At 71.1% G+C, this 25593-nt stretch carries 24 protein-coding genes; 12 read left to right on the forward strand and 12 right to left on the reverse strand.

Features of this window, described 5'->3' with window-relative positions:
- Positions 1-61 precede the first annotated feature (61 nt).
- Positions 62-496 (forward strand): VOC family protein, encoded by a 435-nt coding sequence (locus WBA97_RS13165; RefSeq protein WP_424231055.1) that lies wholly within the window; start codon positions 62-64, stop codon positions 494-496.
- A 15-nt stretch (positions 497-511) separates the two neighbouring features.
- Here the strand turns inward: WBA97_RS13165 and WBA97_RS13170 are convergent, their stop codons facing one another.
- From WBA97_RS13170 to WBA97_RS13185, 4 genes are all read right to left on the reverse strand, one after another.
- A complete protein-coding gene (locus WBA97_RS13170) occupies positions 512-682 on the reverse strand; it encodes a DUF397 domain-containing protein (protein ID WP_424231056.1) in 171 nt (56 codons plus the stop codon).
- 136 nt (positions 683-818) lie between these two features.
- On the reverse strand, positions 819-1796 hold the full coding sequence (locus WBA97_RS13175; protein ID WP_424231057.1) for a hypothetical protein: 978 nt from the start codon (positions 1794-1796) through the stop codon (positions 819-821).
- Complete coding sequence (locus WBA97_RS13180; protein ID WP_424231058.1) at positions 1793-2131, reverse strand: PadR family transcriptional regulator; 339 nt, start codon at positions 2129-2131, stop codon at positions 1793-1795. Before WBA97_RS13180 ends, WBA97_RS13175 begins: the two co-directional genes overlap by 4 nt.
- A gap of 64 nt (positions 2132-2195) precedes the next feature.
- Positions 2196-3650, reverse strand: a complete 1455-nt coding sequence (locus tag WBA97_RS13185) for a DUF7059 domain-containing protein (protein ID WP_424231059.1) — start codon at positions 3648-3650, stop codon at positions 2196-2198.
- 123 nt (positions 3651-3773) lie between these two features.
- Here WBA97_RS13185 and WBA97_RS13190 point away from each other — a divergent pair, with 123 nt between their 5' ends.
- Positions 3774-4142 carry an RNA-binding S4 domain-containing protein gene (locus WBA97_RS13190; protein WP_424231060.1) on the forward strand — a complete coding sequence of 123 codons (369 nt, stop codon included), beginning with the start codon at positions 3774-3776 and terminating at the stop codon, positions 4140-4142.
- A gap of 38 nt (positions 4143-4180) precedes the next feature.
- On the opposite strand, the gene msrA is transcribed toward WBA97_RS13190, so the two are convergent.
- The gene (gene msrA, locus WBA97_RS13195) at positions 4181-4678 is read right to left on the reverse strand and encodes a peptide-methionine (S)-S-oxide reductase MsrA (protein WP_424231061.1); all 498 of its coding nucleotides are present in this window, start codon (positions 4676-4678) and stop codon (positions 4181-4183) included.
- Positions 4679-4877: 199 nt separating this feature from the next.
- On the opposite strand from msrA, the gene WBA97_RS13200 reads away from it, so the two are divergent.
- Together WBA97_RS13200 and ligD are read left to right on the forward strand one after the other, a co-directional pair.
- Positions 4878-5210: an MmcQ/YjbR family DNA-binding protein gene (locus WBA97_RS13200; RefSeq protein WP_424231077.1), complete on the forward strand. Its 333-nt coding sequence runs from the start codon at positions 4878-4880 to the stop codon at positions 5208-5210.
- On the forward strand, positions 5197-6207 hold the full coding sequence (ligD, locus tag WBA97_RS13205; protein ID WP_424231062.1) for a non-homologous end-joining DNA ligase: 1011 nt from the start codon (positions 5197-5199) through the stop codon (positions 6205-6207). The genes WBA97_RS13200 and ligD overlap by 14 nt, the downstream gene beginning before the upstream one ends.
- 30 nt (positions 6208-6237) lie before the next feature.
- Here ligD and WBA97_RS13210 read toward each other — a convergent pair whose 3' ends face one another.
- Positions 6238-6705, reverse strand: a complete 468-nt coding sequence (locus tag WBA97_RS13210) for an ATP-binding cassette domain-containing protein (RefSeq protein WP_424231078.1) — start codon at positions 6703-6705, stop codon at positions 6238-6240.
- A gap of 245 nt (positions 6706-6950) precedes the next feature.
- On the opposite strand from WBA97_RS13210, the gene WBA97_RS13215 reads away from it, so the two are divergent.
- Complete coding sequence (locus WBA97_RS13215) at positions 6951-8144, forward strand: NAD(P)/FAD-dependent oxidoreductase (protein WP_424231063.1); 1194 nt, start codon at positions 6951-6953, stop codon at positions 8142-8144.
- Here WBA97_RS13215 and WBA97_RS13220 read toward each other — a convergent pair.
- On the reverse strand, positions 8136-9251 hold the full coding sequence (locus WBA97_RS13220; RefSeq protein ID WP_424231079.1) for a tripartite tricarboxylate transporter permease: 1116 nt from the start codon (positions 9249-9251) through the stop codon (positions 8136-8138). The two genes, WBA97_RS13215 and WBA97_RS13220, sit on opposite strands and share 9 nt — an antisense overlap.
- Here WBA97_RS13220 and WBA97_RS13225 point away from each other — a divergent pair.
- Both WBA97_RS13225 and WBA97_RS13230 read left to right on the forward strand, forming a co-directional pair.
- Complete coding sequence (locus WBA97_RS13225) at positions 9144-10280, forward strand: L-talarate/galactarate dehydratase (RefSeq protein ID WP_424231064.1); 1137 nt, start codon at positions 9144-9146, stop codon at positions 10278-10280. The two genes, WBA97_RS13220 and WBA97_RS13225, sit on opposite strands and share 108 nt — an antisense overlap.
- Positions 10281-10413: 133 nt before the next feature.
- Entirely contained in the window at positions 10414-11340 is a 927-nt protein-coding gene (locus WBA97_RS13230; protein WP_424231065.1) for an AEC family transporter, read from the forward strand.
- 222 nt (positions 11341-11562) lie between these two features.
- On the opposite strand, the gene WBA97_RS13235 is transcribed toward WBA97_RS13230, so the two are convergent.
- On the reverse strand, positions 11563-12048 hold the full coding sequence (locus WBA97_RS13235) for a nuclear transport factor 2 family protein (protein ID WP_424231066.1): 486 nt from the start codon (positions 12046-12048) through the stop codon (positions 11563-11565).
- Between the two features lie 179 nt (positions 12049-12227).
- Between WBA97_RS13235 and WBA97_RS13240 the strand changes: the two genes are divergently transcribed.
- Positions 12228-12686 carry a DinB family protein gene (locus WBA97_RS13240; RefSeq protein ID WP_424231080.1) on the forward strand — a complete coding sequence of 153 codons (459 nt, stop codon included), beginning with the start codon at positions 12228-12230 and terminating at the stop codon, positions 12684-12686.
- A 7-nt stretch (positions 12687-12693) separates the two neighbouring features.
- Here the strand turns inward: WBA97_RS13240 and WBA97_RS13245 are convergent, their stop codons facing one another.
- On the reverse strand, positions 12694-14604 hold the full coding sequence (locus tag WBA97_RS13245) for a sensor histidine kinase (protein ID WP_424231067.1): 1911 nt from the start codon (positions 14602-14604) through the stop codon (positions 12694-12696).
- A 246-nt stretch (positions 14605-14850) separates the two neighbouring features.
- Positions 14851-15696, reverse strand: a complete 846-nt coding sequence (locus WBA97_RS13250) for an SAM-dependent methyltransferase (protein WP_424231068.1) — start codon at positions 15694-15696, stop codon at positions 14851-14853.
- Between the two features lie 138 nt (positions 15697-15834).
- On the opposite strand from WBA97_RS13250, the gene WBA97_RS13255 reads away from it, so the two are divergent.
- Entirely contained in the window at positions 15835-18915 is a 3081-nt protein-coding gene (locus tag WBA97_RS13255; protein ID WP_424231069.1) for an amidohydrolase family protein, read from the forward strand.
- 80 nt (positions 18916-18995) lie between these two features.
- The gene (locus WBA97_RS13260) at positions 18996-20141 is read left to right on the forward strand and encodes an FUSC family protein (protein ID WP_424231070.1); all 1146 of its coding nucleotides are present in this window, start codon (positions 18996-18998) and stop codon (positions 20139-20141) included.
- A gap of 4 nt (positions 20142-20145) precedes the next feature.
- Here the strand turns inward: WBA97_RS13260 and WBA97_RS13265 are convergent, their stop codons facing one another.
- Positions 20146-21483 carry a PLP-dependent aminotransferase family protein gene (locus WBA97_RS13265; protein WP_424231071.1) on the reverse strand — a complete coding sequence of 446 codons (1338 nt, stop codon included), beginning with the start codon at positions 21481-21483 and terminating at the stop codon, positions 20146-20148.
- Between the two features lie 77 nt (positions 21484-21560).
- Between WBA97_RS13265 and WBA97_RS13270 the strand changes: the two genes are divergently transcribed.
- Together WBA97_RS13270 and WBA97_RS13275 are read left to right on the forward strand one after the other, a co-directional pair.
- Entirely contained in the window at positions 21561-22349 is a 789-nt protein-coding gene (locus WBA97_RS13270; RefSeq protein ID WP_424231072.1) for an alpha/beta fold hydrolase, read from the forward strand.
- Positions 22346-23065: an SDR family NAD(P)-dependent oxidoreductase gene (locus WBA97_RS13275; RefSeq protein ID WP_424231073.1), complete on the forward strand. Its 720-nt coding sequence runs from the start codon at positions 22346-22348 to the stop codon at positions 23063-23065. Before WBA97_RS13270 ends, WBA97_RS13275 begins: the two co-directional genes overlap by 4 nt.
- A 36-nt stretch (positions 23066-23101) precedes the next feature.
- Here WBA97_RS13275 and WBA97_RS13280 read toward each other — a convergent pair whose 3' ends face one another.
- Positions 23102-25348, reverse strand: a complete 2247-nt coding sequence (locus tag WBA97_RS13280; RefSeq protein ID WP_424231074.1) for a DUF6351 family protein — start codon at positions 25346-25348, stop codon at positions 23102-23104.
- Positions 25349-25593 lie beyond the last annotated feature (245 nt).

The raw sequence follows: 25593 nt of genomic DNA on the forward strand, positions 1-25593 counted from the left end.
CGGGTGGTCGGTACTCGTCGGCGGCCCCACCGCCTAGGGGCATGCCACTACGGTGGAACACATGCCATCGGTCAAGCAGTTCCAGGTGACCTTCGACTGCGCGGAACCCGAGCGTCTCGCTCGTTTCTGGTGCGAGGTGCTGGGGTACGTAATACCGCCGCCACCGCGTGACTTCGCTACCTGGGACGATTTCACTCGCTCGCTGCCGCCGGAGCGTCAGGATGCGGGGTTCGTCTGCGGTGATCCCACGGGGGTGGGCCCGCGACTGTTCTTCCAGCGTGTCCCCGAAGGCAAGGTCGTCAAGAACCGGGTGCATCTTTGCGTGCGGGTCGGCACCGGGCTCGTGGGTGCCGAGCGCCTCGCCACGCTCGAGGCCGAGTGCACACGCCTGATCGCGCTCGGCGCGGTTCGCGAACGACTACTGGAGGCCGACGACGACAACGAGTCGTGCATCGTGATGCAGGACATCGAGGGCAACGAATTCTGTATCGACTGAAGGGGTTGACCACGGTCACCGTCTTCGGTCCAGGATGCCGGACTTGACGGTGGCCAACAGCCACGACAGGTCGACGGACAACATGCGGCCGGCGGCGTTCTTGCTGTCCCGGAGGGCGGTCAGGTCCTGCCTGACCTCCACGCACTCGCCACTGTTCCCACTGAAGCTCGACTTGCGCCAGTCCATGATCACGCCTCCTCCACGAGTCACCGGAGCATAGTCCGGCTTTCGCAGGGTATGGAGCAGGCCGCAGGACGCGGTTACCTTGGTACACCGTCAGTCCTGTGTGGACATTGCGGGAATTCCGGCGTGTGGGACGCGCTTATCGGGCCCCGGCCCGACGGCGCACGGGCACGCCGCCCAGTCCCAGGAGCACCACCACGGGTATGCCATAGCAGAGCACCGCCACCGTCAGCAGGTCCGAATTCCTGGGCAGCACCAGCAAAAGCACGCTCACCACGACGGGCACACAGAGCATCAGCGCCGCCCGGCGACCCTCTCGCGTCCGCACGCCACCGGCGACGACGGCACCGGCCACCAGCACCGCCAGGGCGAGGAACCAGAGCGCCATCCTGCCCACCCCCTGAAGGTTGGCCACCTGTGCCATCGAGTGGAACAACACGTCGTAGGTGCCGAGCGACTTCATGACCATCACGAGACTCGTCCCGACCGCCGCGACAAGCACGACGACCCGCCTGCCACCCACCAGCTCCCACCCACGGGCCGGACCGGGCGACCAGGTCAGCGCGGCGGCGACCACCACGCCCAGCAGGATCCAGCCCGTGGTGATGACCATCGAGTCCCAGAAGAAGTTGTACCCGAGCGCGGAGGCGGGCAGGAACCCAAGGGTGGCAAGCCATGCGCCGACAGCCGCCGTGCGCCGCAGCCGGAACAGGCTCAGCACCGCCACCACGGCCCAGAGCGCCCACACCGGCGCGGCCGGGATCTCCTGGAGATAGCTCATCAGCCGCGACCGCGGCACGCCCACCTGGAACCACGCGGCCATCCGGTCCAGCACCGGGGCCGAGCCTGCCAGCAACACGATCGGCCCGAGCAGGCTCACGATCGCGAGCACGTCCCGGTGGTCGATGCCGCCGTCGATCCCCACCACACGCCGCAGGTGCAGGTACACGGCCCCGCGCACCAGGTCGGCGGTTTCCTTGCGGCTGGGCCGGTCCCGCTCCCCCGCACCGGCCAGGAGGACACCGAGCATCTCCTCACCGTGGCGCTCCCGGTGGTCCTTCGGATACCAGGCAAGCAGCCGCCGGTAACGGTCGGCCAGGTTCGTCGGTTCGTTCACGCCATTCCTCCCGAGTGACGCGCACGCAGACGTTGCCGCGCCGCGCGGGTGTGTGCTCGCAGTTTCTCCACCTCGGCGGCCAGCCTGGCCGCGCCCGGTTCGGTCAGCCGGTAGTAGCGCCGCAGCCGACCGTCGACGACCTCCTCGCGGTCGACGTCCACCCAGCCATCCGCACTCAACCGGTCGAGTGCCGCGTACAGGGTGCCTGCCTGCAGGGAAACCCGGCCTTCGGAGATCTCCTCGACGTCACGCAGGATGCCGTAGCCATGCTGGGGCCGGGCCGCCAGCGCGGTGAGGATCAGGAAGGTCGGCTCCCGCAGCGGAGCGATTGACATGATCGTCTTTATATACCGATCAATTGACTATGGCAAGAGCCGGGCTCCGCACCATCGAGCCAAACTAGGCGGGCACGAGCATGCCGTGGCGGACGAGATCCCGGACGATCGGCAGCGCCGCGTCTGTGTCGATGCCGTCGTACGCGATCTCCAGCAGAGCCAGTAGCTCCTCGATCGGCAACGCGCCCCGGCACCCGGCAAGGAGCTTCGCGGTCGGTTCGTCGACCTCGTGCTGCCAGCCAGGCCCGTCCGTCCGGTGGAGCCTGCGCACGAGCGGCGCCCAGCCATCGTCACCCGCGGCCGAGACCTCCTCAAGCACCACCGTCGGCGGCACCGTGAACCTGGTCTCCGCCAGCCGATCACCGTTGGCCCGCAACCACGCCACGTTGTCCAGCCACCGCGCCGACTCTGGTCCCAGCGGATCGTCATAGGCGTGGCGCAGGTCCTCGCACACGATCTCGGGGACGGCCACGTCCGCGCGGCGCAGCGTCACGTACCCGAACCCGACGCCCTCGACGTCGTTGTCCGCGAACCAGTCCAGCCACGCGCCCGCCTTCTCCCTGCCCTCCGGCGAACGCGGGTCGATGCCCGCGTCACGCAGCCAGGTGCCGACGTACAGCGCCGGGTCGGCGACGTCCCGCTGCACGAACCACGCGTCCACGCCTCCCGGCAGCCACGACGTGACCCGCTCCGCCCAGTCCTCGCCGTCGCGGTGCAGCCACGACGCGAGCAACTGGCCCACCCCGCCCTCGGCGAGCAACGCGGGCATCCGGCCGATGACGAGCGCGCTGGCGTCGTCGCCTGCGAGGCCGGAGTCGCGGTAGGTGTAGTCGACGCGGGCTGGGCCGACGACGAACGGCGGATTGCACACGATCTGGTCGAACCGCCTGCCCGCCACCGGGTCGAACCACGGGCCCTCGATCAGCTCCACGTCCAGTTCGTTGAGCCGGAACGTGCCGCGTGCGATGGCGAGTGCCCGTGGCGACAGGTCGGTCGCGGTGATCCGCCCGGCGTGGGCGCCCGCGTGCAGTGCCTGGACACCGCAGCCGGTGCCGACGTCGAGCAGGGTGCCGACCGGGCGCCTCGCGGTGGCGCGTGCGAGGTTGATCGACGCGTGCCCGACGCCGAGCACGTGGTCCTCTGGCACGGTGCCGCCGAGTTGGTCGGCGTCGAGATCGGCGACGACCCACCAGTTCTCGCCGTACGGCCGGATGTCCAGCCCGGCCCGCCCCTCCGAGGTCAGCACCTCGTTCGTCACCGCGTCGGCGAGGTCGACCGACGCCAGCGCGGACCGGATCGCCTGCTCGGGTTCGGCGTCGCCGAGGAGGAACAGCCGGATGAGGGTGCCGAGGTCACCGGCGTCCCGGCTTGCCCGCCGCGCGGCCTCCGGCTCACCCCGGCCGAGCGCGGCGTGCGCCTGGCCGCCCAGTGCGTCGACGACCCCGTCCGGGGTGTAACCGGCGGTCAGGAACGCGTCGCGCAATCGGGCACACAGGTCGGCGGAAAGATCAGGAAGCACGAAACGACATGCTGTCACGACCCGACACGGCCCGCGACCGGCCCCGTGCGGCGCGGATCGGGCGGGGTTCGAGTGGAAGTTCCGGCCGTGTCAGCGGCCGATCGCGGGCGTCGGTCATCATGTATGACTGTGGAGTCCACCCGTGTGGACCGCTGGCTGTGGGCGGTCCGGCTGACCAAGACCCGCTCGGACGCCGCGGCCGCGTGCCGTGGCGGGCACGTGCGGGTCAACGACCGTCCCGCCAAGGCCGCGACCAGCGTGTCCTCGGGCGATGAGGTGCGCCTGCGTGCCCACGGCATCACCAAGATCGTCGAGGTGACGAAGGTGATCCAGAAACGGGTGGGTGCGCCGGACGCGGCGACCTGCTACCTCGACCGCACGCCCAAACCGTCGCCCGAGGCGCTCATGCCGGTCGCGCGGCGTGACCGGGGTGCGGGTAGGCCCACCAAACGTGACCGGCGGGTTCTCGACAAGTTCCGCCACAGCGAGTGAGGCCGGGGCGCCCGTGAGCGCCACGGCCTCACTCCCCGTCACGCCTTGGTGAGCGTCCAGTCCGGGCGCACGTAGTGGCAGGTGTAGCCACCGGGGTGCTTGACCAGGTAGTCCTGGTGCTCCTCCTCCGCGTCCCAGAACGTGTCCGCCGCGGTCACCTCGGTCACGACCTTGGCAGGCCACTTGCCGGAGGCGTCGACCTGGGCGATCGTGGCCTCGGCGACCCGCTTCTGCTCGTCGTCGAGGTAGAAGACGGCCGACCGGTAGCTGTCGCCGATGTCGTTCCCCTGGCGGTTCTTCGTGGTCGGGTCGTGCACCTGGAAGAAGAACTCGAGCAGCGCCCGGTAGTCCGTCGCCGCCGGGTCGTACACCACCTCGAGGGCCTCGGCGTGGCCCCGGTGGTTGCGGTAGGTCGGGTTGAGGACCTCACCGCCGGTGTAGCCGACGCGGGTGGAGACCACCCCTGGCTGCTGCCGGAACAGGTCCTCCATGCCCCAGAAGCACCCGCCGGCGAGAATGGCGCGTTCGGTCGTCATCGGTCACCTTCCCTTTCTCTGGCCCTGCCCCTCTCAGCGCGGACGACCGAGCCGTCCTTACCCGGAGGTGGGTCACCTCACAGCCATTCTCACCGCTCGCGCAACCCGGCGGGCTCCACTCACCGGGAGACGCACGCTTTCTGTCGGTGGTGTGCGTCAGAATGACCGCGTGGGTGTACCGGACGGACAGTTGCTGCGGATGATCGACCGGCTTGCCGAGGTCGAGCGGGCACAGGCGCGTGACTACACATCATTCAGCGTGCGCGGCAAGCGGTTCGGCTACTACTGGCCGCGCACGAAGACGGTCGGGTTGAAGCAGACGCTGTCGGAGCAGGAGGCGCTCGTCGCGGAGCGGCCGGACGTGTTCGAGGCGCAGTTCACCTCGGGCGGGTTCGGCTGGGTGGTGGTGTACCTGCGGGGCATCGAGGCCGACGAGCTGACCGAGCTGGTCTACGAGGCGTGGCGGCTGTCCGCGCCGGAGGACCTGGCCGAGGCCAACCCACTGAGGCGGGTGTCCCGTGGCAGGCGGTGACGTCGAGGTGCTGGCGGTCGCCGGCCACGAGGTGCGTATCACCAACCCGGGGAAGGTGTTCTTCCCCGAGCGGGGTGACACGAAGCTCGACCTCGCCAGGTACTACCTGGCGGTGGCCGAGCCGCTGATGGCGGCCATGGGCGGACGGCCGGTGCTGCTGCAGCGGTTCCCGAACGGGGCGACGGGGTCGTCGTTCTTCCAGAAGCGGGTCTCGCCGACGAAGGCCGACCCGTGGCTGACGACCACGAAGGTGTCGACCCCCAACGGCACCGTGTCGGACGCGCTGGTGGCGGTGGACCTGGCGCACGTGCTGTGGGCGGTGAACATGGGCTGCCTCGGCTTCCACGTGTGGCCCAACACCGCGGCCGACCCCGAACACGCCGACGAGCTGCGCATCGACCTCGACCCGAGCCCCGGCGTGGGTTTCGAGATGATCCGCGAGGCCGCCGAGGAGATCAGGAAGCTGCTCGACGCGCATGGCATCGCGAGCTTCCCGAAGACCACCGGCAACCGCGGCCTCCACGTGTACGCCCGCCTCGAGCCGAAGTGGGACGGCTACCAGGTGCGGGCGGCGGCGGTCGCGCTGGCGCGGGAGCTGGCGCGGCTGCGGCCCGACCTGCTGACCGCCGCGTGGTGGAAGGAGGAACGCGGGGCCCGCGTGTTCATCGACTTCAACCAGAACGCGCCGCACAAGACGGTGTTCGGCGCGTGGTCGGTGCGCGCCAACCCGCACGGGCAGGTGTCGACGCCGTTCGAGTGGGCCGAGCTGGCGACGATCGAGCCACGCGAGCTGACGCTCGCGAACGTGCCCGCCAGGGTGACTGACCACGGCGACCCTTGGGCGGCGATGACCCCGCAGTCGCTGGCACCGCTGCTGGACCTGCACGAACGCGACATGGCGGCCGGCCTGATGGACGCACCCTGGCCGCCGGTGTACCCGAAGATGCCCAACGAGCCACCGCGGGTCGCCCCGAGCCGCGCCCGCAAGGAGGACTGACCATCCACCGGCGCATGCACTGCTGACCCGTCAGCGCGTCCTGCCAACTGACACCGGGGTCTCGGCAGCATCGGCAGCATCGTCGGCGGCGTCCAGGAAGCCGCCGGACTGGTGGCGCCACAGGCGGACGTAGACGCCCTGTGCGCGGAGCAGCTCCTCGTGGCCGCCCTGCTCCAGGATGCGGCCGCGGTCGAGCACGATCAGCCGGTCCATGCTGGCGACCGTGCTCAGCCGGTGGGCCACCACCAGCGCGGTCCTGCCCTCCATGATCCGCCACAGCGCCTGCTGGATCAGCACCTCGCTCTCCGAGTCCAGCGCGCTCGTCGCCTCGTCGGGCAGCAGGACCGGCGCGTCCCGCAGGATGGCGCGGGCCAGGGCCACCCGCTGGCGCTGACCACCCGACAGCTTCACGCCGCGTTCGCCGACCAGCGTGTCGAAGCCCTGGGGCAGCGTCTCCGCGAACTCGGTGACGTGCGCGGCCCGCGCGGCGGCGAGGATCTCGTCCTGGGAGGCCGACGGGCGCGATGTTCTCCCGCGGTGTCCGGTGGAACATCGCGGGTTCCTGCGGCACGTACGCGATCAGGCCGCGCAGGTCCGCCTGCCGCAGCCGGGAGATGTCCTGCCCGCCGATTTCGACGGTGCCCCATGCTGTCGGACCACCCTGGTGCGCGGCGACCGAATATCGTGTGGAAGTCCAGCGCCTGCCATCACCATGTGCACCGGGAGTACGGAGAGGGCATGTCATGAGGTATGTGCTCGTCGGCGGTGGGGTCGCCGCCGCGGCGACCGCCGCCGCGCTGCGCAGACGCGGGTTCGACGGCGAGATCGTGCTCGTGTCCGACGAGCCGGAGGCGCCCTACGAACGGCCGCCGCTGTCGAAGGACGTGCTCACCGGCGGCGACATCGTCCCGGCACGCAAACCGGAGTGGTACGCGGGCAACGGCGTCGAGCTGCGGCTGTCGACCCGCGCCACCGCCGTGGACGTCGCCGCGCGCTCGGTCCGGCTCGCCGACGGCGACGACCTCCGCTACGACGCCCTCGTGCTCGCCACCGGCATGCGGCCACGCGGGCTGCCCGGCTTCGACGGCGACCGGATCCACTACCTGCGCACCGCGGCCGACGCCCGTGCGCTGCGTGCCGAGCTGACCGGCGCCGAGCGGGTCGTGGTACTCGGCGCGGGGTTCGTCGGCTGCGAGGTCGCGGCGTCGGCGATCGGTCTCGGCAAGCAGGTGACGATCTTCGAGCCGGAGGCCACGCCGCTCGCCCGCGTGCTCGGCGTGAAGATCGGCGCGGCGGTGCTCGACATCCACCGGGCCCGCGGCGTCGAGGTCCGGACCGGCGAGTACGCCGTGACGTGCACGCGCACCGGCGACGGGCTGGTCCTCGACTCGAATCTCGGTCATCGCGCCGAAGCCGACCTCGTGCTCGTCGGGGTCGGCGCACTGCCCAACGTCGAGCTGGCCGACGAGGCCGGGATCGCGACGGGCAACGGCATCCTCGTCGACGAGTACGGCCGCACCTCCGCGCCGGACGTGTGGGCGCTCGGCGACGTCGCCGCCCAGCAACACCACGGCAGGCGGGTCCGGGTCGAGCACCACGACAACGCGCTGCGGCAGGGGCAGACCATCGCCGCGAACCTCACCGGCGAGGAGAAGCCACACACCGACCCGCACTGGTTCTGGTCCGACCACTACGAGCACAAGCTCCAGTCCGTCGGGCACGCCAGCGACCTGGACGACCTGGTGCTGCGCGGGTCGGTCGAGGAGGGGAGTTTCTCGGCGTTCTCGCTGACCGACGGCAGGCTCGACGGCGTGATCTCGCTCGGCAGGCCCGGTGACGTGCTGGCCGTCCGCCGCGCGCTGCACACCCCGCACGCGGTGACCGTCGACGAGCTGCGCGACGAATCGCTGCCCCTCAAGCAGCTCCTGTCACGCTGACTCGACGGGCTCCTTCCTGCGGCGCGACGCGCGCCGGACGAACGGGAGCGCGGCCACGAGCACGAACGCGACCAGCAGCGTGCCCGAGATGGGCCGGGTGAAGAACCCCGTCGGATCGCCGTCGAAGATCAGCAGCGAGCGGCGCAGCGAGTCCTCCAGCAGCGAGCCGAGCACGAACGCGAGCACCAGCGGGCCTGGGTCGAAGCCGAGCTTCTTCATCAGGTAGCCGACCGCGCCGAACACGATCACCAGCACGATGTCGAACACGTCGTTGTTGACCGTGTACACCCCGACCAGCGTGATCAGCACGGTGATCGGCGCGAGCACGCTCGCGCGGACCTTCAGGATCCGCACGAACAGCCCCACCAGCGGGATGCTCATGATCAGCAGCAGGATGTTGCCGATGTACATGGAGTTGATGACACCCCAGAACAGCTCCGGTTCCTGCGACACGAGCTGCGGGCCGGGGCTCACGCCCTGGATCAGCAGCGCGCCGAAGATCACCGCCATGGTCGCGTTGGCCGGGATGCCCAGCGTCAGCAGCGGGATGAACGACGACGTGGCCGCCGCGTTGTTCGCGGTCTCCGGCGCGGCGACCCCCTCGACCGCGCCCTTGCCGAACCGGGACGGGTCCTTCGCGCGCCGCTTCTCCAGCGCGTAGGCGGCGAGCGAGGACAGCACGGCGCCGCCACCCGGCAGGATGCCGAGCACGAACCCGATCACCGAGCCCCGGCCGATCGCGCCCGACGACTGGCGCAGGTCCTTCTTCGACGGCCACGCGTTGCCGACCTTCGCGGGTGTCTGCGCGGCGCGGGTGGCGCTCCTCCAGGTGTAGAGGATCTCGCCCGTGGATTCGGGGAGCGTAATTTTCGGTATCGATGCGTGTCCAGAACCCTTGAAGCATGGTTTGATACCTTCCGGGCATCGATGCCGTTCAGGTATGGAGCAATGCGCAACAAACCTTGGACAGGCATCGCGCGACGTTATTGCATGGTCGGTATGACCATCGCCGCCGTACTCGACCGGATCACCTCGGTGACGCTCTCGTCGGTGACCCTGCCGCTGCCGACCGGCATCAGTGACGCGAAGGTGCTGACCGGCAGGCAGCGGCCGATGACCGAGGTCGTGTTCCTGTTCGCCGAGATCGCCACCGGGGAAGGCCACCACGGCGTCGGGTTCGGCTACTCGAAGCGTGCGGGCGGACCGGCGCAGTTCGCGCACGCCCGCGAGGTGGCGCCGGACCTGATCGGTGAGGACCCGAGCGACATCGGCAGGCTGTGGACCAAGCTCGTGTGGGCGGGTGCCTCGGTGGGCCGCAGTGGCGCCGCGACACAGGCGCTGGCCGCGATCGACATCGCGCTGTGGGACCTCAAGGCCAGGCGCGCGGGCCTGCCGCTCGCGAAGCTGCTCGGCGCGCACCGCGACTCGGTGCGCTGCTACAACACCTCCGGCGGGTTCCTGCACGAGACGATCGAGCAGGTCAAGGACAACGCGACGCGCACGCTGGCGGCGGGCGTTGGCGGCATCAAGATCAAGGTCGGGCAGCCGGACTGGCGCGAGGACCTGCGCAGGGTCGCCGCGGTCCGCGAGCACATCGGCCCCGACGTGCCACTGATGGTCGACGCGAACCAGCAGTGGGACCGCCCGCGCGCGATGCGGGTCTGCAAGGCGCTCGAGGAGTTCGACCTCGTGTGGATCGAGGAGCCGCTCGACGCGTACGACGCGGAGGGGCACGCCGAGCTGGCCCGCGAGCTGACCACCGCGGTCGCCTCCGGTGAGATGCTGACCAGCGTCGCCGAGCACCACGAACTGCTCCGCCACCGCGCGGTCGACATCCTGCAACCCGACGCGCCGCGCATCGGCGGCATCACCCAGTTCCTGAGGCTCGCGACGCTGGCCGACCACGCGAACGTCGGCCTGGCCCCGCACTTCGCGATGGAGATCCACGTGCACCTCGCGGCCGCGTACCCGGCGCAGCCGTGGGTCGAGCACTTCGACTGGCTGTACCCGCTGTTCAACGAGCGCCTGGAGACCAGCGACGGGCGCATGCACCTGTCCGGGCGGCCGGGGCTGGGCATCACGCTGTCCGAACAGGCCCGCGCATGGACGACCGATTCGGTGACCATCGGCGCGTGAACCCGGAGCGGAGCCCCGGAGCGGTCGCCGTCTGGACTGACGAGCACGGAGGTTCCTGCGCGAGGAACGAGCCCAGGAACCTCCGCGCGCAGGAGGGAAGACGGCGGCTCAGCGGAGGAGCGGAGCGACCAAATTGAACACAGTTCTCGTAGGCTTTGGCGCGCTCGTCGCCGTCATCGGGGTCGGCTGGGTCGCCGGGCGGGTGCGGGTGCTCGGGGACGACGCGGCGGGGGTGCTGTCGCGGCTGTCGTACTTCCTCGCCACCCCGGCGTTGCTGCTGCTCACGCTCGCCGATGCGGACCCCGGCGTGCTGGCGTCCCCCGCGCTCGTGGCTACCGCGGGCAGTGCCGTGTCGTGTGCGCTCCTGTACGCCGTGATCGCACGCAGGCGGTGGCGTGCCCGGCCCGCCGAGCTGGCGACCGGCGGCCTCGCGTCTTCATATGTGAACGCGGCCAACCTCGGGGTGCCGATCGCGGTGTACGTGCTTGGCGACGCGTCGTACGTGGCGCCGGTTCTGCTGTTCCAGGTGCTGGTGCTGGCGCCGGTCGGGCTGACCGTGCTGGCCTCCTCCCGCGCGGACTCCCCGTCCAGGATCCGGCTGCTGACCCAGCCGCTGCGCACGCCGGTGGTGATCGGCTGCGCACTGGGCCTGGCCGTCGCGGCACTCGGCGTACGGCTGCCTTCCCTTGTGCTGCGACCGATCGAGCTGCTCGCCGCACTCGCGGTGCCCGCCGCGCTGCTGGCGTACGGCATGAGCCTGCACGGCGCGCCCCGCCCGGCGTCCGGCGACGGCGCGAGCCGGGTGTGGCTCGCGGTGGTGCTCAAGACCGCCGTCCAGCCCGTGCTGGCCTATGTGCTCGGGCGGTGGGTGGCCGGGGTGGAGGGCACTGCGCTGCTCGCGGTGGTGATCACCTCCGCGCTGCCGACCGCGCAGAACGTGTTCGTGTACGCGACCGCCTACGACCGGGGCACCCGCCTCGCCCGGGACGTGGTGCTGCTGTCCACCGTCCTGTCGGTGCCGGTGCTCGTGGGGGTCGCGGTGCTGCTGGGAGCGCCATGAAAGTGCTTCGCGTGGACAGAGAAAACCCTGCGGTGCTGCCAGGTCGGGGGTCCGCCAGCGCCGCAGGGTCACTCAGGTCATCGCACGGGCCCCGGGTCTTGTTACACCGCCCGGCGAGACCCGGTCCGATCAGGCCGGCGGTCCGCCCGCGATAGTCCGACGGGTGATCAAAGTACGGCGCCGCGAGCGGGGTCAGGATGCCCCCGGGACACGACTGATCGACTACCGGTTGACCTGTTCCACTGGCCAGCGGTTCGCCGTCAGCCGGAAGCTGGGCAGGTCGTCGAGCGACAGCGTGGCCTCGTACGTCCGCTCGTACCCGGTGTGGCCGATGCGCCACCGGCCGTCGGCGTCGCGCCGGTAGCGGTCCTCGTAGTACGCCGCCCCGGTGATCACCATGCGGTGCGCCACGACGATCACGGTGTCCTGGAACGCCCACCGGCCGGTCGCCTCGTCGCCCGCGACGTCGATCTCCGGCTGGGTGGCGAAATGCGTGGTGATCATGCCCGGCCCGAGCTTCTCGCCCAGGAACGCCACGAGGGCGTCCCGGCCCGCGAAGTGGAGCGGACTGCCGTAGACGGGCGTGCCGTAGTCCGCGGTGACGTCGACGGTGAGGGTGTCCGCGAGGCCGTCCCAGTCCTTCGTGTCGACACAGCGGAGGTAGCGGTGCTTGAGACGCTTGATCTCTTCCAGCGCGACGAGGTCCATGCCATCAAGCTTCCGCCGGACCATCCCGCAGCACAAGAACGTGTTCTCGTTGGATCTTGACCGATACTTTTGCTATGCGCGCGACCAGTAGTGACAACGGTTTTGTGCACGGTGCGTAACATGCGGCCGTGACCACCACGGAACGACCGGAACCGCCGCTGACCGGCGGCGAACGCGAGATGCTGCGTACCTTCCTCGACTTCCACCGCGCCACGCTGGCGATGAAGTGCGAGGGACTGACCGACGAGGACCTGCGACGCCGGTCGATGCCGCCGTCCACGCTGACGCTGCTCGGCCTGGTCCGGCACATGGCCGAGGTCGAACGCACCTGGTTCCGACGGGTGATCAACGGCGAGGACCTGCCGCTGGTGTGGTCGGCGGACGGCGACTTCCAGGTGGCCCACGACGCTTCTGGCAGCAGCCGGGCGGAGGCCTTCACCGCGTGGGAGGCGGAGGTCGGGCACTCCCGCCGGATCGAGATCGAGGCGGAGACACTGGAGGTCACCGGGTACAACGCCCGCTGGGAAGCGGATGTCTCCCTGCGACTGGTGATGCTGCACCTGATTCACGAGTACGCCCGGCACAACGGTCACGCGGACTTTCTGCGTGAAGGCATCGATGGCGTGACCGGGGCTTAACGAGCCTTCAGCGCCGTGTCCAGCGCCGGAACGGCAGCTCCGCCACCACCTCGAACTCGCGGCCCGACCGGCGGGCCGTGAACCGCCCGTCGGCGACCTCGACGCGGGCGCGCAGGTTGTCCAGTCCGCTGCCTGGCCCATCCAGGTGTTCCTCGACGAGGCCGTCGTTGCCGATCCGCAGTCGCAGCGCGCCCTCGGTGACCACCAGCGTGATCGTGCAGTGCAGGGCCGCGCTGTGCCGCAGGATGTTCGTCACCGCCTCCCGCACCACGGTCGCCAGCACCACGTCGACGTCCTTCGGTGTCGGCGGCGGGCGGGCGGGCACGTGTACCGCGATGCCCGACGAGGTCAGGATGTCGGACGCGAGGCAGAGCTCGCTCGCGAACGACAGCCGCAGGCTCTCCGTCGCGACCAGCCGGGCGTCGTTGCCTGCCTTGGCGCACAACCAGACCAGGTCGTCCAGCTCGCACCGGACCTGTGCGTCGTCGCTGCCGATCAGTGCCGCGATCAGGTCGGTCTTCAGCGCCATCGCCGAGAGACCCAGGCCGAGCAGGTCGTGCGTGTCCCGCGCCAGCCGGAGTCGTTCACGCACCGCGGCGAGCTCCGCCAGTTCCTCCCGCAGCGCCGCCATCCGCACGGCGAGCCTGGTGAGCCACGCCAGCCCGTACACGAGCAGCCCGAACGCGATCGCGGTCGCGGTCGCGTACCCCGTCCACCGCAGCGGCGACTCCGCGGACCGCGAGCCGCCAGGTGCCAGCAGGACCAGCACGGGCATGCTGGCGACGATCGCGCCGAACCACACCCACCGCACCCGGTCGGAGAACAGCAGCAGCGCCGACCCGGCGAGGAACCCCGCGAACGGCAGCCCGGCCGCACCGAGGAAGGGGTACTGCACGTAGGTCAGCACCGCCTGCACGGCGAAGGTCCACGGCCAGGCCGGCGGGCGGCCGTCGTGGCCGATGCCGGAGTGCCGCAGCTGCAGCGCCGTGATCGCGACGCCGGTGACCACGGCGACCGTGAGCGCACCAGGCGGGAAGACCACGTCGCCTGGCAGCAGCACGTTGGCGACGTTCTGCACCGCGAACAGCACGAGCACGGCCAGCAGCACACCCGTGGCCAGACGCGGCGCGAGCACCACGCCGGTCTCCTGGCGAGCACCGATCTGGTCGTCCGGGTCCGAGGCGATCGCCCGCGCCTCGGACAGCATCTCCCTGGCGGTGACCCCGGCCGCCACGATCTGTGCCCGCGCCTCGTCCGGCCGGTGGGTCAGCGCCTCTCTCGCGGCCTTCGCCCGGTCGGTGACGACCCGGACCCGCTCCCCGATCATCGACCGCAGCCGCTCGGCCACCGCCAGCCGCTGCCGGGTGACCGCGGCGGCGGCCAGCTCGTCGCGGGTCGACGCGATCCCGCGCACCAGCCCGGCGAGCCACGTCAGGCCGAACAGGGCGAGCGCGTTGTTCGCGAACGCGATCAGCAGCCACATGGCCGCGTGCAGCGCGGGCGTGTACGGCGGTCCCACGATCCCGAGCCAGGCCACCTCCTCGACCACCGCGAGCACGCAGAACACCACCCACGACGCGGGCGCCGACACCGTGAGCAGCACCAACCCGGCCAGCAGCCCGGAGATCCCGCCGACCCACCCGTTGCCGAAGAACACGAACGGGAGGTAGGTGAGCACGGCCTGCGTACCGAGCAGCCACCAGCGCAGCCGGGTCCACAGCGCGCGGGCGATGCCGCTCGCGAACCAGACGGGCAGCACGAACAGGGCCACGACGAAGAGCGCGAAGAGGAACTCGCCGTGGTCGACGGCGTCGACGGCCCGCCCCGCGAGAAGTGCGCCGAGGAACCCGAGCACGACGGCACGGGCGCCGCGTAACTCGCTGCCCGCGTCTAGTTCGTCGGTTCCGACCGTCCTCACCAAACGGGAGGCTACCCGGTCAAGCGACGGCAGGAGGTCACGAACAGGATTTCCGGCGAATGCCTTGCCCGCCGCGACCACGACCGGCGACAGCGGCGCGACGGGGAGTACCCGGCCGGCACGATCCCCCAAGCCGGCCGCGGCACTCCCCACCGCTCCCCGACCCTCCGGGTAGGAGAATCGTGGACCGCGAACCTGAGGAAACCGTGTGACTGGCCTGAGGGAACCCGGTGGATCAGCCCAGGATCAGCCCAGGATCCGGCCGACCGCGCCGTAGCCGAGTAGCCGGGCTGGCGACTCCTCGTGCCGCGGCCACGCCGGGCTGCCGTCCGAGGACCGTTCCGGCCGCCACTGGTGCAGCAGCACGAGACCGGGGTCGATCAGGTCCGTGCCCGCGAACCAGGACGCGATGGTCTCCTTGTCCCTCGGGTAGATCCGCTCGTCGGCCATCTCGTACAGCTTCAGCAGCCCACCGAGCCGCTCCCGGGTCTCTGGGTCGGCCTCGTCCTGGCTCATCGTCGAGATCGCGAGATAACTGCCCGCCGGGCACGCGTCCCGGTAGGCGGCGACCAGGCCCGCCGGGTCGAAGTCGTCACCGATGAACAGCAGCAGTCCCGCGCACAGCAGCCCGATGGGCTGCGTGAAGTCGAGCAGCCGCCGCGTCTCCTCGTGCTCGAGCACCGACCGCGGGTTGCGGACATCGGCCCACACGACCGTCGCGTACTCGTTGTCCTTCAACAGTTCGAAGCTGTGGTGCACGGCGACGGCCTCGTAGTCGACGTACACCACGCGCGTCGTCGGATCCAGCCGCTGTGCCTGCTCGTGCACGTTGCCCGCGGTCGGGATGCCGGACCCGAGGTCGAGGAACTGGCGGATCCCCTGCGCCATCAAGGTGTCCACCACCCGGCGCAGCCACGCCCGGTTGATCCGCGCGATGTCCTTCACCCACGGCGCGACCTGCTCGACCTGTCCGGCGAGCGCCCGGTCGGACTCGAAGTTGTGCGACCCGCCGAGGTAGTAGTCGTACATCCGTGCCGCGTTGGGTTTCGCGAGGTCGACTTCGCGAACGTTGGTTGGCGGCTTGATGTTCATGGAGGCGGCTCCGTTTCCATGGTGCGGTGGTGGGGGCCGGGTCGAGCTTACGGCGGCCCACCGGCGCACAGACCTGGCAGGTGAGCGCAACCGGTAGCAGAATGACATTGGCGTACTCGCGCTCACCGGGGAGGGCACATGCACGAGGTAACGCGCAGGGACGTACTCCGTGGCGCCGGTGTGCTCGCCGGTGCCACGGTCCTGCACGGCACGGCCGCCACCGAGGCGGCAGCGGCGGATCCCGGCGGCGCGGCCAGGATCGGCCAGGGCACCAACATCTCCGCCCAGGTGTCGCCGGACGGCAGGCATGTCGCGTTCGACCTCGTGACCGCGATCTGGACCGTGCCGATCGGCGGCGGTACGGCGGTGCGGCTGACCGGCGACGACACCGATGCGAGCCAGCCGTCGTGGTCGCCGGACGGGCGGGCGCTGGTGTTCCAGGCGTACCGCGACGGCAACTACCACCTCTACACGATCCGCCCCGACGGCGCCGGCCTCCATCAGCTGACGAGCGGTCCGTACGACCACCGCGAACCGAGGTTCTCGCCGGACGGCGCCACGATCGCGTTCTCGTCGGACCGTGGCGGCACCGGCGGCTACGGCGTGCACACCCTCGACCTCGCGACCGGGACGATCACCGCGCGCACCGACACCGTGGCCGAGGAGGCGATGCCCGCGTGGTCGCCGGACGGGCGCCGCCTCGCGTACACCGCCGACAGCACGGCCATCGACGTGCTCGACCTGGCCGCTGGCACGACGTCCCGCGCGGTCACCGCACCGGCCGGGGCATCGCTGTACGGCCCGTCGTTCTCCCCCGACGGCGGCACGCTCGCGTACGTCCGCGTCGCTGGCGCGACCGCCGAACTGGTCGTCGGCGACCGGGTGGTCAGCACGCGGGGCGAGGACGTGTTCGGGTTCGCGCCGTCGTGGCTGTCGGCCGCCGAACTCCTGCACACCGCGGACGGCCGCATCAAGCGCAGGACGCTCGACGGCACGGCGACGGTCGTCCCGTTCACCGCGGCGGTGCCGGTGGTCCCTCGGCCGGACTACCACCGGAAGGTCCGCGACCTCGACTCGACGCGTGAGCAGCGGGTGCTCGGCATCGCTTCGCCGGTGGCGTCGCCGGACGGCGGGCAGGTCGCGTTCCGCGCGCTGAACGCGTTGTGGCTGCTGACGATCGGCAATCCGGCGCCGGTGAAGCTGGTGTCCGACGGCTACTTCGGCTCCGACCCCGACTTCGCGCCGGACGGCCGCTCGATCGTGTACGCGTCGGACCGGGCGGGTGACGCGGACCTGTGGCTGCGTGACCTCGCGACGGGCGACGAGCGGCGGATCACCGGGCTGGCCGGTGCGCAGCTCGCGCCGCGGTTCTCCCCCGACGGCACCCGGATCGCGTACTGCGACCAGGACGGCGTGGTGTGGGTGCTGGAGCTCGCGGCGGGCACGCCGACGCAGGTGACGCCGTCTCTGTTCATGCCGGGCAGGCCCACGTGGTCGCCCGATGGCCGCACGCTCGCACTGGCGGCGGTGAAGCCGTACTCGCGGCGGTTCCGTGAGGGCACGAGCCAGGTGCTGACCGTCGACCTCGGTACCGGCACGCTCACCTACACCGAGCCCATGCCGCACGCGTCGATCGCGACCCGCGGCGACGATGGCCCGGTGTGGTCGCCGGACGGGCGATACCTGGCGTTCGTGGTCGAGTCGTGCGCGTGGGTGGTGCCGGTGGACGCACGCGGCCGGTTCACGGGCGCGGCGAGGCAGGTGACCCGCGAGGTGACCGACTCGCTGTCGTGGCTGGGCCCGGATCGATTGCTGTACCTGCACAACGGGACGCTGCGGTCGGTGGGTGTCAACGGCAGGGGCACCCGGGACGTGCCGCTGTCGCTGCGGTACCGCCCGGCGCGGGTCCGGCAGCACGACGTGGTGCGCGCGGGTGCGCTGTGGGACGGCAGCGCGCAGCGGCTGCGGGAGTCGGTCGACATCGTGCTCGACGACGGCAGGATCGAGGCGGTGCTGCCCGCCGGGTCCCGCCCGTCCACCGTCGACGCGTCGGACCTGACGGTGATGCCGGGCCTGATCGACGCGCACGTGCACTGGCACCTGCGCGGCAGGCAGTGGGGCGACCGGCAGGGCAGGCTGTGGCTTTCCTACGGCATCACCACGACCCGCTCGCCGGGCGATCCCGCCTACCAGTACACGGAAACCCGCGAGGCCCTGGCGTCGGGCGAACGGGTTGGCCCGCGCTACTTCGGCACCGGCGAGGCGATCGACGGATCGCGTGTGTACTACAACTTCATGCGCCCCACCCGCTCGGTGGCGCAGCTGGCGCTCGAACTGGAACGCGCGCGGGCACTGGGCTACGACATGATCAAGACGTACGTGCGCCTGCCGGTCGCCTACCAGCGGCGGGTGATCGCGGCGGCACACCGGGCGGGTCTGCCGCTATCGTCCCACTACCTGTACCCGGCCGAGCGAATCGGCATGGACGGCATGGAACACACGGGCGCGACGAACCGGCTCGGCTACTCGCACACGGTGTCCCGCCTCGGCCGCGCCTACGAGGACGCGGTGTCGCTGTTCACCAGGTCCAGGATGTCGATCACCCCGACCCTGTTCAACTCGGCGGGCATCTACGACAACGACACCACACTGGTCGAGGATCCCCGCACCAGAACCCTGTTCCCGTCATGGGAGTACGCGCAGTACGTTGCGAAGGCGGACGCGGCACAAACCCCGGCGAACGCGGTGACGCTGGCGCTGCTGGCGGCCAACGTGGACATGGTGCTGCGCATCCACCGCGGCGGCGGCTTCGTCATCGCGGGCACCGACGCGCCACTCGACAACCCGGCGGTCTCCCTGCACGCGAACCTGCGGGCCAAGGTGCGGTTCGGGTTCACCCCGTACGAGGCACTGACCACGGCGACCCGCAACCCCGCCCGGTGGCTGGGCCTGGCGGGCAAACTGGGCGAGGTCCGCCGAGGCGCACACGCGGACCTGTCCTTCGTGACCGGCAACCCACTCACCGACATCCGCGCGGCGGCGGCCGTCCGCATGGTGATGACCGGCGGCAGACTCCGGACAGTGGACGAACTGGTCGCCCCGTTCGCCACCCCGGCCAAGGTACCCGCGATGGTCACGTCGGCACCCCGGGCAACCCACGACCACGACGACGATTTCTGGTGGCACGAACCGGAATGGACACACCGCTACTGCTGCTGACCCGGCAACGGCACTGCCCGCTCCCTGCCTCGGAACGCGCTCGGCAGGTCGCCCGGCCGCGCCCGTCGTAGGCTCGGGCGGTGGAGTCCGGGTGGCGTGCGCGGGTTCGGCGCCTGCCGGGGCTCCGGACGGCGAAGACGACCCTGGCCGCGGTGTTGTCGTTCGTGGTGGCCGACTGGATCGGGACCAGCGACGCGCCGGTGCTCGCGCCCCTGACCGCATTGCTGGTCATCCAGGTGACCATGTACGACACGGTGCGGGAAAGCCTGCAGCGGGTGGCGAGTGTGCTCGCCGGTGTGCTGGTGGCCGTCGGGGTGGCGGCGATCGCCGGGTTGAGCTGGTGGAGTCTCGGTGCCGTGGTCGCCGTGTCGCTGGTGGCGGGGCGGCTCCTGCGGCTCGGGCCACAGCTGCTGGAGATGCCGATCAGCGCGATGCTGGTGCTCGCCGTCGGCGGGGACCGGGACGTCGCCGACAGCCGGGTGTACGAGACGCTCGTCGGCGCGGGCGTGGGGATCCTCGTCAATCTGGCGATCGCACCACCGCTGTACCTGCGGCCCGCCGGGGACGCGGTGCGCGACTTGGCCGACCGGATCGCGGGATTCAGCCGTGACCTCGCACGCGGGCTGCGGGCCGAGTGGTCGCGGGCGGAGGCGGACCACTGGCTGACCGAGGCGCGGTCGCTCAACCCGGACGTGGCGCGGGCCGACCAGGTCCTCGTCCGCGCGGAGGCCGGCGCGCGGCTCAACCCGCGTGCCGCCTCGACGAGACGGCAGCAGCCCCGGCTGCGCTCCACGTTGACCGGTCTCGAACGTTTCCAGCTGTCACTGCGCGAAGTGTGCAGAGCCCTGCTCGACCGCACGTACTTCGTGCCGGAGGAGGAACAGGGCAACGCCTACCCCGCCGATGTCCGCATGGCGCTCGCCGACTTCCTGGAGACGGCCGCCGACGCGGTCACGGCGGCCATCGAGCAGGACGCGGTGCCACTCGCGGACCTGGAACGGCGGCGCAACCGCCTGAGCACTCTGCTGATGGTCGACCCGCACAGCGACGAGGCCGCGTGGCAACAACACGGCGCGCTGATGGCCGCGGTGGACCGCCTGCGGGTGGAGGTGGCGGCGGCGGCCCGGCAACCGGAGGAGACGTGGCGCCCTACTCCACTGACGGACCGCCAGCGGCAGGCCGTGCGCCGCATAGTGGCGAGAAGGCGGCGCCGCGGCGGGCGGTGAGTCCTCAGTCCACCGTGGTGTCTTCCGGGCGCGTGCCTGCCAGCTTCGCCAGTGTGTCCAATGTGGAGGCGAGTACCTCGGCGGGTGGTGCGGACAGCGCGAGCCTGACCGCGTTCGGGGCTCGGCCGTTGCCTACCGCGAACGCGGCCGCCGGGGTGACCGCGATGCCGTGCCTCGCGGCGGCGGCCACGAACATCTCCGCGCGCCACGGTTCCGGCAGTTCCCACCAGCAGTGGAACGCGCCGGGGTCGGCATGGACGGTGAACCCCGCCAGCCGGTCGGCTACCAGGCGTTGGCGGGCCGCCGCGTCGGCTCGTTTGGCGACGGCGATCTTCTCTGCCGTGCCGTCGACGACGCAGTGTGTTGCCGCCTCCATGGCGAACCTCGTCGCCGCCCAGCCACCCGACCGGAGGGCGCTCGCCACCGCGTCGGCGGTCGCCGTGGGCGGGGCCAGGTAGCCGAGGGACAGGCCCGGTGCGATGCGCTTCGACATGCTGTCCACCAGCACCACGTGGTCAGGCGCGTACGCGGCCAGCGGGGGCAGGTCGTCACGCAGGAAGGTGTAGATGCCGTCTTCGATCGCGGGTAGTGCGCGGTCGATCAGGGTCTGCGCCAGTTCGGTGCGACGCTTCTCCGGCATCGTCACGCCCAGTGGGTTGTGCAGTGTCGGCTGGACGTACACGGCTCGCACCGCCGCGTCGCGCACCGCCTTCGGCAGCAGGCCGTGCTCGTCCATCTCCATGGGGACGAGGGTGACGCCCAGCCGTGCGGCCACGGCCTTCACCACCGGGTAGGTCATGGCCTCCACGCCGAGGCGGCCGCCCACCGGCACCAGCGCGGCGATCGCGGCCGCGATGGCCTGCCTTCCGTTGCCCGCGAACAGGATCCGGTCCGCGTCCGGGGTCCAGCCGGTGCGGGTCAGCAGACTCGCCGCCGCCGCGCGCGCGGCGGCGGTGCCGTCGACGGTCACCGGGCGCAGGGCCTCTGCCAGCACGTCCGGGCGCAGCAACCGCGCCAGGCTCGACGACAGCAACTCCGCCTGGTCCGGCAGCATCGGGAAGTTCAGCTCCAGGTCGACCCGCGCCGTCGCCGGTTCGGACAACGCCGGTTCCGGCGCGGGGGCCGCCGCGCGGACGAACGTGCCCCGGCCCACCTCGCCCACCGCGAGACCACGGCGTACCAGTTCGCCGTACACACGGGCGGCCGTGGACGCGGCGATGCCGTGCCTGCGGGCGAACCTGCGCTGTGGCGGGAGTTGCTCACCCGCTCGCAGGCGGCCCGCGGCGATCTCGTTCGCGACGGTGTCGGCGATCAGGCGGTAGTCGTCCACAGTCCCCCACATTGCACCGAGAGCATTGTTGCTATTGCACCGACATAATGCACCGAATAGCCTCGGAGCGGCAAGGGAGGAGCACCCAGATGAGCACTGCCGCCGTCAACGGCATCACCATCGGCTACGACGACGAGGGCACCGGGGACGACGTCCTCGTCCTCGTGCACGGCCACCCGTTCGACCGTTCCATGTGGCGGCCGCAGGTCGAGCACGCCCGGTCGCTCGGCTGGCGGGTGATCGCCGCCGACCTGCGTGGTTACGGCGAGTCGACCGTCGTGCCGGGGGTGACGCCGCTGTCGACGTTCGCCGAGGACGTCGCGGGGCTGGCCGACCACCTCGGCGTGGCGAGGTTCGTGCTGGCCGGGTTGTCCATGGGCGGGCAGATCGTGCTCGAGTGCGTGCGGCGGTTCCCCGGCCGGCTCCGCGGGCTGGTGCTCGCGGACACGTTCGCGCAGGCCGAGACGCCGGCGGGCCGCAAGAGCCGCAACGACATGGCGGACCGCCTGCTGCGCGAAGGGATGGCGGGCTACGCCGAGGAGGTGCTGTGGAAGATGGTGGCACCACACAACACCGCCGCGGGCGAGCACGTGTCACGGATGATGCGCGCCGCGCCGCCCGATGGCGCGGCGGCGGCACTGCGCGGGCGGGCCGACCGACCCGACTACACGCCCCTGCTCGCCCGGATCACCGTGCCGACGCTGGTTGTCGTGGGCAGCGACGACGAGTTCACCCCCGTCACCGACGCCGAGTACCTGCACGACCGCATCCCCGGCTCGGCGCTCGTGGTCGTCGACGGCGCCGCGCACCTGCCGAACCTGGAACGCCCTGCCGAGTTCGGCGCGGCGCTCGAGACCCTGCTGGCGCGCGTCCGATGAGCCCGACCGTCCTCGTGACCGGGGCCAGCAGCGGGTTCGGCGCGGCGATCGCCAGCAGGTTCGCGGCCGAGGGCGCGACGGTCATCGCCGCCGCCCGGCGGGTGGACCGCATTCCCGACGGCGTCCACGCGGTCGAGCTGGACGTGCGGGACGCCGACGCCGTCCGCGAGACGGTCGAGGCGCTGCCCGCGATCGACGTGCTCGTCAACAACGCCGGGCTCGCGAAGAGTCTCGAACCCGCGCACCGCGCCGACCTCGCCGACTGGGATGACATGCTCGACACCAACTGCCGCGGCCTCGTGCACTGCACCCGCGCGGTCCTCCCTGGCATGGTCGCCCTCGGCCGCGGCCACGTGATCAACATCGGGTCGGTGGCGGGCACCTACCCGTACCCGGGCGGCAACGTCTACGGCGCCACGAAGGCGTTCGTGCGCCAGTTCAGTCTGAACCTGCGCAGCGACCTGCACGGCACAGGTGTGCGGGTGACGTGTGTGGAGCCGGGCATGTGCGAGGGCACCGAGTTCTCCCTCGTGCGGTTCGCGGGCGACGCAGACCGCGCCGCCGGGGTGTACAAGGGCATGCGGGCGCTCACCGCCGACGACATCGCCGAGACCGTCCACTGGGTCACCGCACAACCGCCGCACGTCAACGTGAACACGATCGAGCTGATGCCGGTGGCCCAGTCCGCCGGACCGTTCCAGGTGCACCGCGCCTAATTCATCCGCAGGTGTCGCTGGGTCGGGACCAACACCTTAATTCCGGGGAGGCGGACCAGCCCTGCCAACGTCCGGCCTGCGGTAGTCGCACACCCCCGTCGGGAAGATCTGTGCCAGCCTGGACTTCTCCGCCTCGCTGGGCCGCCACGACCCGTACACGCCGCGTGCGATCGCCGTGTCCACCGGCTGCAGCGCGCACTTGAAGTGCTGCTCGTCGAACGGGCCACCCGCGATCGTGCGGGAGGTGCCGCCGATCGGGAACCGCTGCGTGCACGCGCCCGCCGGGCCGAGGTCGAGGATGCCGCGCCACGCGTCCCTGCCGCGGTACAGCAGCGTGCCGTCGGTGCCGAAGCAGCTGTCCACGGCGGCGGCCGGCTTGTTGCCGACCACGCCGCGCGACGGGTGCGCGCGCAGGTTCGTGAGCCACTCGTCCATGACGGACAGCGCCATCGGGGTCTGGTCGAACGCGCGGGCCGGGCGGGCGTCGGTGAACCACACGACCTGGTTGGCCGCGTTGCCCTTCCCATCGATCATGCGCTGCCGGGACGCGAACGACTGGCGCGCGTTGTGCATATCCAGCTCGGCGTCGAGGTAGTGGCGCCAGTCGATGATCGGGATGTCGACGCGGCCGTCGAAGACGAGACCGGAGCGGTAGGCGGCACGCATGGCGTCGACGTCGCCCTCGGTCCTCGGCCGCACGCCGTTCGCGTCCGGCGCGTTGACGTTCCGCACGCTCCAGACGTCCACGTCGGACGGACAGGCCTGCGTGACGAACGGGCAGCCCTCCTGCACGGCATCCTGGGGCTGCTTCCAGCCGCCGACGTCCGCGTTCAGGTCCAGGAACTCCCCGGGGGTGAGGTTCCCGTCCACCAGGGCCTTCAGCCCGTACTGGACGCCGATGTTGTCCCAGGCCGACCGGGCGTAGCCGGTGTCGGGGTCACGGCCGTAGACGTTGACCGCGTCGTTCCAGTGCGTCCACTCGACGGCCGCCTGCTGTTCTGGCGTGATGCCCGGCGCGGTGCCGAACTTGGGGTTCAGCGCGAGCGGCGACAGGCCACGCCAGCCGTTGATGCACTCGCTGGACCCCGGCGTCGCGAGCCACGGGGTGAGCTGCGCGTACGGGTTCGCGACCGTGTCGGAGGCGGCGAGGCCTTCGAGTTGGGGCCGGTTGCTCCACTGCCGCCACTTCGACGCCGGGTCGGCGAGCGCCTTCTGGTCCATCCAGCGTTCGAGCAGTTCGCAGTCGCCGACGTGGATGGTCTGGGTGACCATGTCCGGGTAGGAGTACTGCGGGACCGCGCCGTCGATCAGGCCCTTGTGGTTCTGGCCGTAGACGTACTGCTGGATGCCGCCGCCCGAGCCGCCGAGCCCGACCGTGTACACCGGGTCGCCGTACTCGGTGACGAACCGCGACTTGACCATCATCGCGGTCTCGCCGCCCAGCACGAGGTTGTAGTGCGTGCTGGTCTTGGTGCCGGTGGACCACGCGATCGCGTACCCAGCGCCGAGCCCGTAGACGTAGCGAGACTCGCTCTGGTTGTTCGAGCCCTGGTAGTGGCCGACCCCGACGCCGCCGCCGAAGTAGTAGATGAGCTTGCGGTTCCAGTGCGGCAGCGTCGCGGGCCCGGTCGCACCGGGGTCGAGCACGGCGATCGTGTAGACGAACCGGTTGATCGTGCCCCGCTCCCAGCGAATCACGAAGTCGACCCCGGACGGCGTGGTGCTCATGTCCGAGGGGCGGGGCGCGGCCGGGTCGTAGGGCTGCCACGTGTTCGCCGTGGTGCGGTAGTAGTGGCCAGCACGCGTGTCGAGGGAGCAGTCGTCGTCGAGGAACGGCCCGGCAAGGTCGAACCCGGCGAGGTGCGCGGGCGTGGAGCAGAAGAAGTCCGGCTGCTGCGGCCCGGAGAACATCGGCCCGGAGGCCGGGTGGTTCACCAGCCGCAGACTGGCCCGCGCCCGCCGGGACACGGCCGCGGTGACGGTGCTCGCCCCGGCAGGCAGGTCCCGCACCACCCCTTCGAGCGCATGCGACGCCTGGTCGTCGGCCACGAAGTCGTCGGTGACGTCGACCCCGCCCACCGCGACGGTCACCGCTTCGAGCGGCACCTGTCTGGGCACCACGACACGGAGCCTGGCCGCGCCGCCACTCACGTACCGCGCGGGCCCGGACAGCGTCTCGAGCCGCAGCCCGCCGCCGTCCCGGTCCGGGGTACCGTCCGCAACGGCCGCGCCAGCGGCCAGACAAGCAAGAACGGTTGCCACAACGGTGAACCGACGCCTCATCGCGTCCTCCCCAGGGTATGGACGGCTCAGCAACGTTAGGCAGCCGCCGAGCAGGTCGTCAATGCGCCGAAAAGCCGCTATCCATCCGCCACGACGTGCACTGACGCTGGTCACGGACCAAATCTGGCGTTCCACCGCACACCAAAACCGACTGTCGTATGCTCGGCTACGGAGCGTTCGCACAGCCAGGGGGAACACACTCGGATGGACAGCCAAGCACACCACGACAGGATCAACACCCAACT

Origin of the sequence: Actinophytocola sp., from assembly GCF_049647105.1 — a bacterium.
In the GTDB taxonomy this organism is placed as follows: Bacteria; Actinomycetota; Actinomycetes; order Mycobacteriales; family Pseudonocardiaceae; genus Actinophytocola.

Bases quoted from the DNA above. Each gene is read 5' to 3' on its own strand.
- WBA97_RS13180 (WP_424231058.1), bottom strand. From the start codon at position 2,131: ATGTCAATCGCTCCGCTGCGGGAGCCGACCTTCCTGATCCTCACCGCG.
- WBA97_RS13275 (WP_424231073.1), top strand. From the start codon at position 22,346: ATGAGCCCGACCGTCCTCGTGACCGGGGCCAGCAGCGGGTTCGGCGCG.
- WBA97_RS13280 (WP_424231074.1), bottom strand. From the start codon at position 25,348: ATGAGGCGTCGGTTCACCGTTGTGGCAACCGTTCTTGCTTGTCTGGCC.
- WBA97_RS13235 (WP_424231066.1), bottom strand. From the start codon at position 12,048: ATGGACCTCGTCGCGCTGGAAGAGATCAAGCGTCTCAAGCACCGCTAC.
- WBA97_RS13240 (WP_424231080.1), top strand. From the start codon at position 12,228: ATGCTGCGTACCTTCCTCGACTTCCACCGCGCCACGCTGGCGATGAAG.
- WBA97_RS13170 (WP_424231056.1), bottom strand. From the start codon at position 682: ATGGACTGGCGCAAGTCGAGCTTCAGTGGGAACAGTGGCGAGTGCGTG.
- WBA97_RS13255 (WP_424231069.1), top strand. From the start codon at position 15,835: ATGCACGAGGTAACGCGCAGGGACGTACTCCGTGGCGCCGGTGTGCTC.
- WBA97_RS13200 (WP_424231077.1), top strand. From the start codon at position 4,878: ATGATCGACCGGCTTGCCGAGGTCGAGCGGGCACAGGCGCGTGACTAC.
- WBA97_RS13215 (WP_424231063.1), top strand. From the start codon at position 6,951: ATGAGGTATGTGCTCGTCGGCGGTGGGGTCGCCGCCGCGGCGACCGCC.
- msrA (WP_424231061.1), bottom strand. From the start codon at position 4,678: ATGACGACCGAACGCGCCATTCTCGCCGGCGGGTGCTTCTGGGGCATG.
- WBA97_RS13165 (WP_424231055.1), top strand. From the start codon at position 62: ATGCCATCGGTCAAGCAGTTCCAGGTGACCTTCGACTGCGCGGAACCC.
- WBA97_RS13250 (WP_424231068.1), bottom strand. From the start codon at position 15,696: ATGAACATCAAGCCGCCAACCAACGTTCGCGAAGTCGACCTCGCGAAA.
- WBA97_RS13190 (WP_424231060.1), top strand. From the start codon at position 3,774: ATGACTGTGGAGTCCACCCGTGTGGACCGCTGGCTGTGGGCGGTCCGG.
- WBA97_RS13265 (WP_424231071.1), bottom strand. From the start codon at position 21,483: ATGTGGGGGACTGTGGACGACTACCGCCTGATCGCCGACACCGTCGCG.
- WBA97_RS13270 (WP_424231072.1), top strand. From the start codon at position 21,561: ATGAGCACTGCCGCCGTCAACGGCATCACCATCGGCTACGACGACGAG.
- WBA97_RS13225 (WP_424231064.1), top strand. From the start codon at position 9,144: ATGACCATCGCCGCCGTACTCGACCGGATCACCTCGGTGACGCTCTCG.